The sequence below is a fragment of the Haliea salexigens DSM 19537 genome, from assembly GCF_000423125.1.
GTDB classification, from domain to species: domain Bacteria; phylum Pseudomonadota; class Gammaproteobacteria; order Pseudomonadales; family Halieaceae; genus Haliea; species Haliea salexigens.
Genome location: NZ_AUHJ01000020.1, coordinates 38,169 through 52,962 on the forward strand (window position 1 = coordinate 38,169; position 14,794 = coordinate 52,962).

The following is a 14,794-nucleotide window of genomic DNA, read 5'->3' on the forward strand; positions in this document are numbered from 1 at the left end:
TTTCACGATGGTTGCTCTCATGCCCAGACTACTGATTTACATCGTTGCCATTCCGCTGGTGCTGGTGCTGGCGGTCGCAGCGCTCCTGCCGCTGCTTCTGGACGAAGCGCGGCTGATACAGATCGCGACGGAAACGCTGGAAGAGCGCAGTGGCGCCAAACTGCGGGTAAACGGCGATGCCGGGCTGTCGCTGCTGCCCCGCCTGTCGCTGCGCCTGGAGGATACCGAGCTGCAACTCCCGGGCGAGCAACAGCCGGACGTCAGCGTGCAGCGACTGTCGGTGGAAGTTTTCCTGCTGCCATTGCTGTCGAAGGAAGTGGCCATCAAGGGCATTGAGCTGGCCGGCCTTGAGGTGACCGTGCCCGCGGCCGAAGCCGCACCCGCTAGCACCACCGCCGGCCTCAGCGATGCCGAATTGAAGGCCTTCTATGAGCAGCGCCGGCAAGCCCTGCGCGCTGGCGCCGCGGCCGGCGCGGGCGCGGCACTGGGCCTGCCGCTGGCCCTGAATATCGCCAATGTCACCGTGAGTGAAGCCCGCGTGCGCCTGCTACAGCCCAACGGCGCAGCACCGCAGGTCATCGAAATTCCCTCACTCCAGGCGAATGACATCAACCTTGAGGGCCGGCCTGCCGAACTCAGTGCGAGCGTGGAGATCGCCGGCGAGCAAGCGCTCGCTATCACGCTGCAAACCCGCTTTACGGTCAGTGCCGACCAGAGCAAGGCCACAGTTGAAGCACTCAATGTCACCATCACCGGGGCCACCCCGGAACCGGTGGAACTCCTGGCCAGCGGCACGATCGGTATCAACACCCAGCGGGCCGAACTGGCCCTGGAGCTGGCAAGCGGTGAAATCACCGGCCAGGGCACACTGGCCTACAGCAGTTTCGAAAGCCCGCAAATTGATGCGGAGCTGCGCCTGAACCTGCTGGACCCCGCGCTGCTGCTACTGGCCGGGCCAGATGCTGCCGCTACCGCAAGCACGGACACTGACGGCGAAGACACCGCACTGCCGCTGGACGCCATCCGCCTCGCCGACACCCGTGCCGACCTGCGGGTTGAGCGCGCCGTGTTCGGGCCGCACACGATCAATAACCTGCGCCTGCGCCTGCGGGCGCTGGAAGGCGTACTGAAAATCGACACCATCACCGGCACTTTGCATGGCGGGGCGTTGAACGCCAGCGCCAGCATGGATGCACACCGCGCCACCGCCGTATTGTCATCCCGCGGTGAACTCATCGGGTTGGATAGCGCAGCACTGCTCGCGGCGCTGGAGTCGGAGCCGCTGCTTACCGGCCTCGCGGACGCCCGCTGGGAACTGCAGAGCCGTGGCAACACCAGCGACACACTGGTGCACAACCTGCAGGGCCCGCTGAACCTGACAACCCGTGACATGGTGCTGCAGCAGTTCGGGGTTGAGCGCATGCTCTGTGAGGTGGTTGCACAGGTCAATCAGGCATCGTTGAGCGCGCAACTGCCACAGCAGAGCACCTTCGAAGACTTGAGTGCGAGTGTGACCCTGGGCGAAGGCAAGGCGCGGCTCGACCCGCTGCAGGCCAATCTGGCGCACATGGGCTTGCGCGGGACCGGCAGCCTGGATATCGACAGCAATGCTTTCAACGCGAAATTCAGTGCGCGGCTTGCGCCCACCCTCGGCGAACTCGACCCGGCCTGTCGAGTGAATGAACGCCTCACCGCTATCAGCTGGCCCGTGCTATGCAGTGGCACCCTCGATGGCAGCCCGGCAAGCTGGTGCCGCGTCGACAGCAAGGACATCATCGCTTCCCTGACCCGCAATGAACTCGAGCGCAAGGCGAAGGAGGAAGGCGGCCGCTTCCTGCAGCGCTTGTTTAAAGGCAAAGACTCCGACGGCAATTAGGCTGCAGCGGTCAGGCAGCCCGCAACGCCCGCCCCAGGCGGCGGCTACCCAGCACCTCGGTGAAGTCGCCCTCCTGCCACACCGGCTCGCCCTTGATGAGCACTCGCGTCACCACGCCGTCGGAACGATTCACCATCTGCTTGTGGTCGAAGAGCTCCCGATGAATGAGGGTACGATGGTCGTTGCTGTCCCATGTCTGCAGCGCCTCCGGGTCGACCATGGTGATGTCTGCCTGCGCACCGATTTCGAGGCTGCCTACATCCAGGCCAAAGAAGGCAGCAGGCTCACGGGTCAGGCGCCGAACCATGGTGGCAACCGTCGCCATGCCCTCAGCCTGCGCCAGCTTCAGTGACATCAGGTTGCCATCAAAAAATGCCATGTTGGTGAGGTGTGCCCCGGAGTCGTTGAAACCCGGCAAGGCGCTGGGGTGCAGCAAGTAGCCAAGAGTCGCGCGGTTGTCCTTGTTGCCCACATCCACCCACCAGCGAAACGACTTGTCGTACTCGCGCAGCAGGTGCAGCATGAAATCGACGTCGTCGGTAGTGGGTGCGGGGAATTTGGCAAAGGCTGCGGCCTCGGCTTCCGAACGCGCCTCGCCAGATTGCCCGCGCTGCACACGCTGCAGCCGGTCAAACACCTGTTGCATGCTCTCGCCGTCCCAGTCCTGCACCGGGGCACCGTCAAAGATCATGCGGTCGAGATCCCGAATAACCAGCTTGTCCGGCAAGCCCAGCTTCGCCTTCAGGTGCGCCAGGTTGCGCCCCTTGCGGCCATGCTCCCAGTCGCGGCGGAACTCGGCGACGAAATCCGGATCGTCGAGCAGCGCGCGCCGGCCGGCAACGTCATCGTATTCTTTCGCGATGAGCTTGCAGGTGGAGGGCAACTCTTCAAATACCGGGCTGACAATGCCGTCCGACCAGAGACGGAAATTGGTACCCAGAGCCTGGAAGTGAATACGCCCCTTCAGTAACGCACTGTTGATCAACTTCGATAGGCCAAGAAACGCATTGGACGCCTTGGGAGCAAGCACGAACTCCATCACCGACAAGGCCGACGTTTTCAGTGGTTTGCCGAACAGCCGGCCGCTACTGAAGAGAAAATAGAGCATGCCCTTGGCACGGTTTTCGATCAGCGGCGTCGTTTGCCATACCCGATCGCGCCGGCGCACCACTCCAAGCAAACGCTTGAGCTCCGTGTAACCGGCAAACTGGGTGGGAATACGCTGGTCTGTATGCGGCTCGTTGGCGAGATAGTGGAAGGGCAAGCCATCGGTACTCAAACCCAGGTAACCCTGCTCCATCGCCTGGTCCAGCAGGGTTTCCATGCGGGTCAGCTCGGCATCGGTGGGTTTGCGACTGATGCTGTCGCGCAGGCCCATCACCTCAACGCGCAGCATGGAGTGCGGCACGAAAGCGCCGATATTCGGCCCCAGGGCGAGGCCGTCAAAGTGGTCCATGTAGTCGCCAGTATTGTCCCAGGTAATCGCCTCGACACATTTGCTCAGCACCTTTTTCGGGATGTTCTCCACGCGGGTAAAGCAGTCAACGATCGGATTCTGCTCACCTTCCACCTGCTGGCCGAAGCAGGTGCCCAGGCTGCAGTTGCCCACCAGAACGGTTGTGGTGCCGTGACGCACCACTTCCGGCAGGCGGGGGTCCAGGTCCACCTCCAGGTCGAGGTGTGTGTGAATATCCAACAGGCCAGGCATCAGCCATTGGCCACTGCCGTCGATCACACGGGCCGCCGCGCTGCGGGGGAGCCCCGCGCCGCGAGCCGCCACCTTGCCGTCCCGGATGGCGATATCGACCGTGGCGGGTGCCTCGCCGCTGCCATCAAAGACCAGTGCGTCGGTGATCAGGGTGTCCCAGGTTGTGCTCATGTTGTGTTGGCTCCGTGCCCGATCGCGGGGGCTGTTGTTATCAGTAGCGACAATCTGCCATTGGCGAGGGGTGTAGTAAAGCGCTCCGCCGGCGGGAAGTTACGCCAGCCCTATACCAGAACCAATGTACACAGCGTTGGTCATCAGGCCCTCCCGCTTGCCATTTTAATAAGCATGCTTATAATAAGTCACTCTACGACCATGAGGGCAGGCACGTGAGCCGCGCGCGCAACGACGCCACCGACCAGCTCAGCTTCGAACTGCACACCACGGCACGTCTGCTGCGGCGCAACTACGACCGTCGCGCCCGGGCCCACGGCCTGACCCGCTCAAAGTGGCAGGTACTGTGGTCCCTGGCCAGGGAAGAAGGCGTGAAGCAGGCGGAGCTTGCCGAGCGACTGGATGTGGCGCCCATCAGCCTGACCCGGCAGCTGGACATACTGGAGCAGGAGGGCCTGCTGGTGCGCCGCCGCGACGAACAGGACCGACGCTGTTTCCGCATCTACCTGACGGCAGCGGCGCAGCCGGCGCTCACCACGCTGCGCGAGCTGGCGGAGCTCACCCGAGGCGAAGCCCTGGCGGGCCTGTCCTTCGAGGAAATCGTGCAGTTGAAATCACTGCTGGAACGCATTCGCCTGAACTTGGGCAAAGAGGAGTAATACGACCATGTCACAGCTGCTGCAAAGGCGCCTGCTGATGGGCGCAGGCCTGGTTGCCGGTGCCCTGGCCGTTGCCTGGTTCGCGCTGGGCGGGCAAGGCAGCATCAGCACCGAGAACGCCTACGTGAAAGCCAACAAGCTGGCGCTGTCCAGCGAGGTGAATGCCATAGTCAAGGCGGTGCTGGTGCAGCCCAATCAGCCGGTTACCGCAGGACAGCTACTGGTGCAGCTGGAGGACGAGCCGTTCCAGCTCGCCGTGGCGGAGGCCGAAGCGCACCTGGCGCAGGTACAGAACCAGATCATGGTGCGCCGGGCCGACTACGCCGAAGTGGAAGCCGAGATTCGCCAGGCCGAGGAAGACGCCGCGTTTTATCAGCGCCAGCTGACACGGAATCAGCGTATGGGGCCTTCAGCGATATCCGAGGCGGATCTTGATGATTCGCGGCAGCAGCTGGCGCGTTCACAGGCACAAATCGCCATCAACCGGCAGAAGCTCGCCGGCCTGCGTGCCGCTTTGGGCGGCAGCCCCGACGTGCCGCTGGAAGCCCAGGCCGACATCCAGGTGGCACAGGCGCAGCTGGACCGGGCCCGCTACCAGCTGTCGCGCACCCGCATCACGGCACCGGCGGCCGGCACTGTGGCCAATGAAGTACCCCAGCTCGGCGAGATGACTGTGGCCGGTTTTGCCGTCGTCACCCTCATGGCGACGGACGATATCTGGATTGAGGCCAACCTCAAGGAAACGCAGCTGACAGATGTGCGCCCGGGGCAAATGGCCGAGGTGACCATAGACGCCTATCCAGGTCAGGTTCTGAGCGCGCGCGTGGATACACTGAGCCCCGCCAGCGGCTCCGAGTTCGCCATGATTCCGGCACAGAACGCCAGCGGTAACTGGGTCAAGGTCGTGCAGCGCATTCCCGTGCGCCTGCGACTGGAGAGCAAACCTGAAGACGCAGTACTGCGCGCCGGCATGAGTGCTCAAGTGCGCATTGCCACGGAGCCGCCCCAATCGCTGGCGAGTGCGCAAGCGCAGCCCGCACCCGGCGGTAATCAGGTGGCTGCCAGCCCGCTGTGAGCCCGCGCACCGTAGCGCCGTGGCTGGTGGCCGCCAGCGTCATGCCGGCCACCATTATCCAGGTCGTCGACACCACCATCGCCAACGTCGCCCTGCCGCATATGCAGGGCAGCCTCGGTGCGAGCAGCGATCAGGTTATCTGGATTCTCACCTCCTACATCGTCACCGCCGCCATCATGACCCTGCCTGTCGGCTACATGGCGCAGCGTTTCGGCCGCCGTTCGGTTCTACTGTGGTCGGTGGCCGGGTTCACCCTTACGTCCATGCTTTGCGGTCAGGCCGACAGCCTGAATGAAATGGTGATGTGGCGTATTGCACAGGGTGCTTTCGGGGCATCACTCGCGCCGCTGTCACAATCCATTCTGCTGGACACCTTCCCCAAGGAAAAACACGCCTCTGCCATGAGTATCTGGGGCATGGGCATCATGATCGGGCCCATTCTCGGCCCCACGCTGGGCGGCTGGCTGACCGATGCCTATTCCTGGCGTTATGTCTTCTACATCAACGTACCACTCGGGGTGGCCTCGCTCGTCGGCATCTACTGGTTCGTACCGAAAACCGCGACCGTGGAAAAGCGTTTCGACCTGCTCGGTTTCGGCTTGCTGGCGGTGGCCGTGGGCGCACTGCAATTGCTGCTCGATCGCGGCGAGCATGTGCTCTGGTTCGAGTCGCTCGAAATACAGCTGTATGCAGTCCTGATCTGTCTCGGGCTGTATCTCTTTACCGTGCACACCCTCACCAGCGACCAGCGCTTCGTGTCGCCGGAGCTGTTTCGCGACCGCAATTACGTCACCGGCGTCCTGTTCATCTTTCTCGTCGGCATCGTGCTACTGGCAACCATGGCCCTGCTGCCGCCCTTCCTGCAAGTATCGAAGGGCTACCCGGCGGTCACCACCGGCCTGGTGTTGATGCCCCGTGGCGTTGGGACCATGCTCGGCATGATGGTGGTCGCACGATTGATGCAGCGTATCGACCCGCGCCTGCTGATCATCACAGGTATGTGCACGGCCAGCCTCACGCTGGCGGAAATGGCCCGCTTTACCATGGAGGTGGGGCAGACAACGCTGGCGATTACTGGATTTGTACAGGGCCTGGGCCTCGGGCTGGTGTTCATTCCAACAACAACCCTGGCCTACGCTACACTCGCGCCGCATTTGCGCGATGAGGGCGCAGCACTGTTCAGCCTGTCGCGCAACCTGGGCAGCAGTATCGGTGTCTCCATGATCATGGCATTATTGACCCGCAATATGTGGATCAACCAGCAGGAGCTGGCCGCGCGGCTGACACCGGAGTCCGGACTGCCGCGCGGCATGCACGACCCCGGGATACTGACTGCGCTGCCCGGGGAGGTGGTGGCCGTAGTGAGCCGCCAGGCGGCGGAGATCGCCTACGTGAACGACTTCCACCTGCTGATGTGGGTAAACCTGGCGGCCATTCCCATGGTTCTGCTGCTGCGCGTTCCAAAACACATGCGTCAGGCCAGCGCTGCAGACGTAGAGGCCTGATCCGGAGAGAGTTCCCTCATGCCCACCCCTGGCACACCACCCACCCTGGAACACACGTTCGCCGAGCTACCCGAGCGTTTCTATCAGCGCCTCGAGCCCACTCCGGTTGCAGCGCCTGCGCCGATACACGTCAACCGTGCGTTGGCGCAGCGACTCGGTCTGGATGCCGACTGGCTATCCTCGTCCGCGGGCACCGAATGGCTCGCCGGCAACACGATAACGCCGGGCTCCCGTCCGCTGGCAGCGGCCTATGCGGGGCACCAGTTCGGCGGCTTCAACCCGCAACTCGGTGATGGCCGCGCCATTCTGCTGGGCGAACTGCGCGATGGCGAGGGGCGGCTGTTCGACCTGCAATTGAAAGGCGCCGGCCCCACCCGCTGGTCGCGCGGCGGGGACGGGCGCTCACCGCTGGGCCCGGTGCTGCGGGAGTACATCGTCAGTGAGGCCATGGCCGCACTGGGTGTCCCCACCACCCGGGCTCTGGCTGCTGTGGCCAGTGGGGAGCCGGTGATGCGAGATCGCATGCTGCCCGGCGCCATTCTGGCGCGCGTTGCCAGCAGCCATCTGCGTATCGGCAGCGTCGAGTATTTCTCCTCACGCAAGGACACCGAGGGGCTTCATCTGCTGGTGGACTATGTCCTGCAGCGCCATTTCCCGGCGGAAGCCAACGCCGAAAACCCTGCCCTGGCACTGCTGAACGCCGTGATACAGGCGCAGGCGCGGCTGGTTTCCCAATGGCAGTTGCTGGGCTTTATCCACGGCGTCATGAACACCGATAACATGCTGCTCTGCGGAGAAACCATTGACTACGGCCCCTGTGCCTTCATGGACGCCTTCAACCCGGACACCGTATTCAGCTCCATCGACCACTCGGGGCGCTATGCCTACCGCAACCAGCCCGGCATCGCCCACTGGAACCTGGCGTCCCTGGCGCAGGCTCTGGTACCGGTACTGCACAACGATGCCGAGCAGGCTGTGGCCCTGGCGCAGGCTGCCGTCGATACCTTCAGCGACCACTTCCTCCAGGCACACACCGAGGGCCTGAACGCCAAGCTGGGGCTGGGCGAACCACAGGCCGATGACGCGGCGCTGATTGAGCAGCTCTATACCCTGATGGCGGAGCACGCCACTGACTTCACCCTGACCTTCCGCCGCCTGGCTGACCTGGCGCACCCCATTCCCGGCAACCCGCAGGATATCGGCGAGGTGTATACACTGCCCAATGCCTTCGACCCCTGGCTGGCACAGTGGCGGGAACGGTTGGCGCGAGAAGCGTGCGAGCCGGAACAACGCCAGGCCGCGATGTACCGCGCGAACCCGGTGTTCATAGCCCGCAACCACCTGGTCGAGGCGGCGTTGGCAGCGGCCACCGACAACGCCGACTTCGCGCCCTTCCACGCCCTTGTCGAGCGCCTGGCGGCACCCACGGAGTGGCAGCCAGGGAGCCGTGCGCTGGCCCTGCCCCCCGAGGAGGGGCAGCGTGTCTACCAGACGTTCTGCGGTACCTGAGCGGCCGGTGCGCGCAACTGACGCCCCGCTCGGGGCCCGCAGCGCACCGTGTTTCGACTCGACTGGGGCAAGGCAGTATAATGCCGACTTCGCCCAGCCCATGCTTCGAGTGACACCTTGACTACGCAATTTTTCGGCAAGACCCTTTCCGGGCCCTTCACGATTCCGTCCGGTATCGTGACCACGGCGACATCGATCATCCAGTATGTTTTCGACCACATGCCCGAAGTGGGCGTCGTCACCACCAAGAGCATCGGCTTGAAGCCGCGCCTGGGCAATCGTGAACCCGTGCTCAGCCAGTACGCGCCGGGCTGTTTTGTGAACGCCGTGGGGCTGACCAACCCCGGCGCCGAGGAGTCCGTGGCACTGTTGGGCCAGCTGCGCGTGCCGCATGACCGCTTCCTGCTGACCTCTATTTTCGGCGGTAGCCTCGAGGAATTCGTCGAGGTGGCAAAGCTGCTCGCACCGGTGTCCGACGGCCTGGAGTTGAACCTGTCCTGCCCGCACGCCACGGGTTACGGCATGGCCATGGGCCAGGACCCGGAAATGGTGCGCGCCATCACCGCCGCGGTGAAAGCCGTGGTAGACATCCCGGTCATACCCAAGCTCACCCCCAACACGCCGAATATTGCTGAAATTGCGCGGGCTGCCGCCGAGGGCGGCGCCGACGCACTCTGTGCCATCAACACCCTGGGGCCCGGTTACACGTCTGCACACGGTCACCCCGTGCTCAGCAATGGTGCCGGCGGCATGTCCGGCAAGGGCGTGCTGCCCATCGCCCTGAAATGCGTCAGGGAAGTTATCGCCGCCACGGGGCTGCCCGTGATCGGCTGTGGCGGTGCCAGCAGCGCGGCCGATGTGCGCGCCTTCTTTGACGCCGGTGCCAGCGTGGTGGGTGTCGGCTCAGCACTGGTGGGCATGACCACCGCCGACATGCAGGCCTACTTCCACACGCTGCAGCTGGACCTGGACCACACACAGGACCGCGCCGAAAGCCTGGTACGCTACGACATCGACATGCAGTTCCGCCCAGTGTCGCTGGTCAGTAACCAGCGGGTCTGCGACGATATCGCCATCCTCACCTTCGACCGCAAAATCAATGTGCAGGCCGGGGAGTTTATCTTCCTGTGGATTCCTGGCCTGGGCGAAAAGCCCTTCTCGGCGCTGACCGACGACCCCTTCTCACTGGTTGTCATCGACCTGGGTGAGTTCACCCACACGCTCATGGACCTGCCCGTGGGTACCGAAGCCTATGTGCGCGGGCCACACGGCGTGCCAGTCGAGCCGCCGGATGACGCCCGCATCATGGCGGTTGCAGGGGGCACGGGGCTCGCGGCGGTATACCAGATTGCGCGGGATTTCGGCAATGCAGACATCTTTGTTGGCGCACGCAGTGAAAACCGGCTTTACTTTCTCGACGAGTGCGCGCAAATCGCCGACCTGCACGTGGCAACAGACGATGGCAGTAGCGGCTTCCACGGCCGCGTGACCGAGCTGCTGCGGGAACGGCTGAGCAACATGAGCGAAACTGAACGGAGCGCGCTGGTGTTCTACAACTGTGGGCCGGAGCCCATGGTACACGCCGCGGAAGCCGTACAGCGCGAGTTCTGCAAGCCGGAGCAGATCTTCAGCGCCATCGACTACCTCACCAAATGCGGCGTGGGCATTTGCGGCGCCTGTGCCGCGCCCGATGGACGCCGCGGCTGCGTTGATGGACCATTTCTCTAGGAGATCACCGTGTATCAGTACCAGACACTCACTACCCACATTGAAGACCGGGTCTGCACCCTCACCCTGAGTCGCCCGGACCAGTTGAATGCCTTCACCGTGGAAATGGCCCACGAACTCATCGACTTCTTCGGCCGGGCCAGCAACGACGATTCCATCGGCGCCATTGTGGTCACCGGCGCCGGACGCGCTTTCTGCGCCGGCATGGACCTGTCTGAGAACGGCAGCCCGTTCGGCCTCGACGAGTCGCTCGCGCCCACCATCGACGATGTGCGCGAGCGCGGTGAGGACCCCGAAATCCTCGATGGCGTACGCGACACGGGCGGCCGCGTGACACTGGCTATCTTTGACTGTACGAAGCCCGTCATCGCTGCCATCAACGGGCCCGCAGTGGGCATTGGCGCCACCATGACGCTGGCAATGGATATTCGCCTGGCCTCCGACCGCGCCCGCATCGGCTTCGTGTTCGGCAAGCTCGGCATTGTGCCCGAGGCCTGCTCCAGCTGGTTCCTGCCACGTATCGTCGGCATTCAGCAGGCACTGGAGTGGGTGTACACGGCCGACATCTTCGATGCACAGGAAGCCCTTACCGGTCGCCTGGTGAAAGCCGTATACACACCCGATGAATTGCTACCGGCAGCCCGAGCGCTCGCACTGCGCATTATCAGCAACCGTTCGCCGGTGGCGACGGCGCTGGCCCGGCAGATGCTCTACCGCAACGCGGCCGCCGAGCACCCCCGCACGGCGCACGAGGTAGACTCTATTGCCATGTTCTACACCAGCCTGGGTGATGGCAAGGAAGGCGTCGCCAGCTTCCGCGAAAAGCGCGAGCCGGCCTTCACCGGCAAGGCATCCGCCATGCCTGACTTCTACCCCTGGTGGTAACGCCAAGCGCCCCGGCGCCACTGGGCCTGATCATCGACCCCGACGGGGACACGGTCCAGTCACTTTCTACCTTGCTCACGGACAAGGGCTTTGAGGTGCTGCACTGCAGTTCCATCGCCGAGAGCCGGGCGGCCCTCAAGGACAAGGCCAGCACTACCGCAGTAGCCTTCGTTGCGCTGGACCTGCCGGATGGTGACGGGCTTGAACTGCTGGGCGAAGAAAGCCTGCTGCAGGATCACACCGATGTCGCCCTGATGCATCACGACGACGACCCGGCGCGGGCGCAGCGCGGCATACGCGAGCAGGCGAGCTACTTTTTCCGCAAACCACTGGACACCGAGTTCGTCTCGGAACTGCTGGAGGACATCAGTCAGGAATATGAACAGCAGCGCACGAAGGCCGGTGTCGACGACAGTGTCGCCATCGACCAGTTCGGCATGATGCGCGGCAACTCCCCGGCCATGCGCAAGCTCTATCGCGTGGTACGCAAAGTGGCACCCTCCAACGCCACCGTGCTGGTCGTTGGCGAGAGCGGCACCGGGAAAGAGCTGGCCGCGCAAACGCTGCACCAGATGTCCGGCTCCAGCGGCCCCTTCGTGGCCATGAACTGTGGCGCCATTGCCAGCGAGCTCGCCGAAAGTGAACTCTTTGGCCACGAAAAGGGCAGCTTCAGCGGCGCCGAACGACGCCACGCGGGCTACTTCGAAAGGGCCGAAGGAGGCACGCTGCTGCTGGATGAAGTGGGTGAAATGCCGCTGGACCTGCAGGTCAAGTTGCTGCGCGTTCTGGAAACCGGCAAGTTCCGCCGTGTGGGTGGCACACAGGACCTGACCATGAATGTGCGCTTCCTCGCCGCCACTAACCGCGACCCGGAAACGGCCATTCGCGACGGCCTGCTGCGCGAGGACCTCTACTTCCGTATCGCCCAGTTCTGTCTGCGCATGCCGCCTTTGCGCGAACGTGAGCGCGACGTTGCCGGCCTCGCACATGCGTTTTTACATGAGCTTAACGCCGAACACGACAGCGCGAAGCGTTTCTCGCATGATGCCATCGAAGCGATTGTCGCCTACCCGTGGCCGGGCAATGTGCGCGAACTGAAAAGTGCTGTGGAACGGGCCTACATCCTAGCGGAACAGACGCTGGAGCCGGAGCATCTGCCTGAGGGGCAGATTGAGCAGGCCGGCGAGTATCTGCGCATCTCGGTGGGTGAATCTCTGCATCAAACCGAAAAGCAGCAAATCCTGGCCACCATCGACGCCTGCGACGGCAACAAGAAGGAGGCGGCCGAGGCACTCGGCATTGCTCTGAAAACGCTGTACAACAAACTCAAGGAATACGACGAAGACGACTGACCGGGAGGCCCCGGACACCGCTCGTGAGGATTGCTGGCTAACCCTTGTTTTGCTGCAACAACTCCTCGCCCCGGTGGGTCAACACGAAGCCGCGCTTGTGCTTCACCCTGAACATTGCCGCCCAGGGCATAAGCACGGCGTCCCGCTCGGGTCGCGTTATGCACGCAAACCTGACGATCCCTGCCGCGGGATCAATCTGCAATTCCGAGATAACTCCAATCTCCACGCCGTCAGCGGTGTAAACCTGGGCTCCCAGCAGATTGGAGGATGGCATTCCCTGGTCCACATCGACACCCTCTTGAAACTTCTATCTCCCTTCGCCATGCAGGTTTCGCACCAACCCACCCCGGCCGCCCTCAGGCGGGCGGTTGCGCCGGACGCACGCGATGCCGGCCAGTGAACGCAGCACATTTTGTAAAAAGATCTCCTGCGAGCAGTCATTTTTTCAAACCCGCTTGCCCTCTCTTCAACCGGGCCGCAGCGGGTTCTCCCACAAACCCATCCGCTTTGTCACACCTGCCAACAGGCGCCTCATGTGGCCCGTACACCCCGCCAGAAAGCCCGTTGTGCGCGGCTTTCCGGCCGCATCGGGCATGTGAGCGAAGGGTTCCGCGAGGTGTGTGGCGGCTGCCGACCCGGGTTGTGATATGCATCGCTGGCACGGTTCTCGCATCACCCTCCGCAACTGCCGCACGTATCGCCAAAGACAACGCCAGCGATACATCAGGCGCAACACAGGAGAAACACACGATGGATACACGCAAAACTACCCGATTGCTCTGTGCCAGCGTTGCCATGGGCTCGCTGCTATCGATGCCTTTGCATGCCAGCCAGCATGGAGACGACCACGCGTCGAAAGCCGCTACGCCGACCGACAAGCAGGACACAGCGGTAATGAGCGGCGCAGACATTGAACAGCAGGCGAAGGACGCCTGGCTCGAAGGCAAGCTCGAAACCGTCTACCTGTTCAACCGGCACCTGAACAACTTCACCATTGACCCTGAAGTTGCCCATGGCGCGGTCGTCCTTACCGGGACGGTGGATTCTACGGTCAGCAAGGAATTGGCCGGTGAACTCGCCCAAGGCGTGGAAGGAATCACGGACGTGACCAACCGCCTGACAGTGGCCGACGACACCCGTGGGAACGACAACGGACGCGATTTCTCCGAACGCGTTGAAGACGCGACCCTCACGGCGGAGGTGAAAACCCTGCTGCTTGCCAACAGCGAAACCAGCGGCCTGCAGATCAACGTCGATACGACCGGCAGTGAAGTTACCCTCAGCGGTCGTATCGATAGCTCTGCAGAGAAAGACCTCGCCGGCGAGATTGCCAGTCAAGTTGACGGCGTGAAGGGCGTGAACAACGAACTGCAAGTAAACAGCTGATAAACAGCGCAGCACCGGTGGCGCTACTGGCGCTGCCGCTTATCACCAAAAGAACCACTAAAAAAGGAGAACTACCATGCTGTATTGGGCACTTATATTCCTGGTTATCGGCCTCGTTGCCGGCCTGCTCGGCGCATCCGGCATCGCCTCAATCGCCGGGCAGATATCCTGGGTACTGTTTGTGATCGGTATCATTCTGCTGGTCATCCACCTGGTGTCCGGCCGCAAACCGCCGGCGCCGTAAACATGCTGCCGGGGTCTGGAACGACCCCGGCTTCACTTTGCCAACTTCACGGAGAGATACGTATGTCACTACTGGATTCTGCTACCGAAATGATTGAAAAGCGCATTGAGCAACTGAATCACAAGATCGATGCGGAGCAAGCCGAGGCGGAACGCAAGATGGCCGAGGCGGAGAGCGAGAAGGCGCGTGCCGACCTGCAGACGGAGATGAAGAGCCGCACGCAGGCGCTGCAGGATAAGGTCGATGGGGCCGGTAAACAGCTGGCAGACGCAAAAAACGCCAGTGAATCGCGTTTGCAGGCGATTGTCGACAGCTTCAAGAATACTGTAGTACCTGAGACATAACTTACAGCATATACCGGAGCGCCGGCCGCCGGAGACATGGTTTACACCTTTAGGTATTTGGGAGACGCCCAAATGCCCTGGAAAGAGTGTAAGCCAATGGATGAACGCCTTAAGTTTGTAGCGAGGCTCCTGGATGGCGAGAAGATGTCATCTCTTTGCCGCGAGTTCGGTATCTCCAGACCCACTGGTTACAAGATCTTCAGTCGATACAAGGATTGTGGCCTTGATGGATTGCAGGATCGTAGCCGTAGGCCTTACCGCCACGCCAATCAACTGCCTTTCCAGATCGAGCGCACAATCTTGCAGCTCAAGCGCGAATATCCCAGCTGGGGTGCCCCCAAGATCCGCGATA

General features: G+C 62.8%; 14 protein-coding genes. 12 read left to right on the top strand and 2 right to left on the bottom strand.

Annotated elements, in window-relative coordinates:
* Positions 1 to 19: 19 nt before the first annotated feature.
* The gene (locus tag G533_RS0116755) at positions 20 to 1,876 is read left to right on the top strand and encodes an AsmA family protein (RefSeq protein ID WP_035528697.1); all 1,857 of its coding nucleotides are present in this window, start codon (positions 20 to 22) and stop codon (positions 1,874 to 1,876) included.
* A gap of 10 nt (positions 1,877 to 1,886) precedes the next feature.
* Here G533_RS0116755 and G533_RS0116760 read toward each other — a convergent pair whose 3' ends face one another.
* Positions 1,887 to 3,755: an N-acyl-D-amino-acid deacylase family protein gene (locus G533_RS0116760; protein ID WP_027950963.1), complete on the bottom strand. Its 1,869-nt coding sequence runs from the start codon at positions 3,753 to 3,755 to the stop codon at positions 1,887 to 1,889.
* A gap of 215 nt (positions 3,756 to 3,970) precedes the next feature.
* On the opposite strand from G533_RS0116760, the gene G533_RS0116765 reads away from it, so the two are divergent.
* From G533_RS0116765 to G533_RS22490, 7 genes are all read left to right on the top strand, one after another.
* Positions 3,971 to 4,414, top strand: coding sequence for a MarR family winged helix-turn-helix transcriptional regulator (locus G533_RS0116765; protein ID WP_035528666.1), 444 nt, complete (start codon positions 3,971 to 3,973; stop codon positions 4,412 to 4,414).
* A 7-nt stretch (positions 4,415 to 4,421) separates the two neighbouring features.
* Positions 4,422 to 5,489, top strand: a complete 1,068-nt coding sequence (locus G533_RS22480; protein WP_051230543.1) for an HlyD family secretion protein — start codon at positions 4,422 to 4,424, stop codon at positions 5,487 to 5,489.
* Positions 5,486 to 6,994, top strand: a complete 1,509-nt coding sequence (locus G533_RS22485; RefSeq protein WP_035528668.1) for a DHA2 family efflux MFS transporter permease subunit — start codon at positions 5,486 to 5,488, stop codon at positions 6,992 to 6,994. The genes G533_RS22480 and G533_RS22485 overlap by 4 nt, the downstream gene beginning before the upstream one ends.
* An 18-nt stretch (positions 6,995 to 7,012) precedes the next feature.
* A complete protein-coding gene (locus G533_RS0116780) occupies positions 7,013 to 8,503 on the top strand; it encodes a protein adenylyltransferase SelO (protein ID WP_027950965.1) in 1,491 nt (496 codons plus the stop codon).
* Positions 8,504 to 8,620: 117 nt separating this feature from the next.
* Complete coding sequence (locus tag G533_RS0116785; RefSeq protein ID WP_027950966.1) at positions 8,621 to 10,231, top strand: tRNA-dihydrouridine synthase; 1,611 nt, start codon at positions 8,621 to 8,623, stop codon at positions 10,229 to 10,231.
* Positions 10,232 to 10,240: 9 nt separating this feature from the next.
* A complete protein-coding gene (locus tag G533_RS0116790; protein ID WP_205622644.1) occupies positions 10,241 to 11,116 on the top strand; it encodes a crotonase/enoyl-CoA hydratase family protein in 876 nt (291 codons plus the stop codon).
* A complete protein-coding gene (locus G533_RS22490; protein ID WP_051230546.1) occupies positions 11,110 to 12,468 on the top strand; it encodes a sigma-54-dependent transcriptional regulator in 1,359 nt (452 codons plus the stop codon). Before G533_RS0116790 ends, G533_RS22490 begins: the two co-directional genes overlap by 7 nt.
* 37 nt (positions 12,469 to 12,505) lie before the next feature.
* Here the strand turns inward: G533_RS22490 and G533_RS0116800 are convergent, their stop codons facing one another.
* Complete coding sequence (locus G533_RS0116800; protein WP_084639071.1) at positions 12,506 to 12,742, bottom strand: PRC-barrel domain-containing protein; 237 nt, start codon at positions 12,740 to 12,742, stop codon at positions 12,506 to 12,508.
* A gap of 476 nt (positions 12,743 to 13,218) precedes the next feature.
* Here G533_RS0116800 and G533_RS24850 point away from each other — a divergent pair, with 476 nt between their 5' ends.
* From G533_RS24850 to G533_RS0116820, 4 genes are all read left to right on the top strand, one after another.
* A complete protein-coding gene (locus tag G533_RS24850; protein WP_051230547.1) occupies positions 13,219 to 13,854 on the top strand; it encodes a BON domain-containing protein in 636 nt (211 codons plus the stop codon).
* Between the two features lie 76 nt (positions 13,855 to 13,930).
* A complete protein-coding gene (locus tag G533_RS24100) occupies positions 13,931 to 14,098 on the top strand; it encodes a DUF1328 domain-containing protein (RefSeq protein WP_027950969.1) in 168 nt (55 codons plus the stop codon).
* 62 nt (positions 14,099 to 14,160) lie between these two features.
* Complete coding sequence (locus G533_RS0116815; protein ID WP_027950970.1) at positions 14,161 to 14,442, top strand: hypothetical protein; 282 nt, start codon at positions 14,161 to 14,163, stop codon at positions 14,440 to 14,442.
* Between the two features lie 96 nt (positions 14,443 to 14,538).
* The coding region (locus tag G533_RS0116820) for a helix-turn-helix domain-containing protein (protein WP_144079923.1) at positions 14,539 to 14,794 on the top strand (256 nt) is incomplete at its 3' end.

Coding starts and splice junctions, on each gene's coding strand:
- G533_RS0116780 (WP_027950965.1), top strand. CDS start 7,013: ATGCCCACCCCTGGCACACCACCCACCCTGGAACACACGTTCGCCGAG.
- G533_RS24850 (WP_051230547.1), top strand. CDS start 13,219: ATGGATACACGCAAAACTACCCGATTGCTCTGTGCCAGCGTTGCCATG.
- G533_RS0116755 (WP_035528697.1), top strand. CDS start 20: ATGCCCAGACTACTGATTTACATCGTTGCCATTCCGCTGGTGCTGGTG.
- G533_RS24100 (WP_027950969.1), top strand. CDS start 13,931: ATGCTGTATTGGGCACTTATATTCCTGGTTATCGGCCTCGTTGCCGGC.
- G533_RS0116815 (WP_027950970.1), top strand. CDS start 14,161: ATGTCACTACTGGATTCTGCTACCGAAATGATTGAAAAGCGCATTGAG.
- G533_RS0116800 (WP_084639071.1), bottom strand. CDS start 12,742: ATGCCATCCTCCAATCTGCTGGGAGCCCAGGTTTACACCGCTGACGGC.
- G533_RS0116760 (WP_027950963.1), bottom strand. CDS start 3,755: ATGAGCACAACCTGGGACACCCTGATCACCGACGCACTGGTCTTTGAT.
- G533_RS22480 (WP_051230543.1), top strand. CDS start 4,422: ATGTCACAGCTGCTGCAAAGGCGCCTGCTGATGGGCGCAGGCCTGGTT.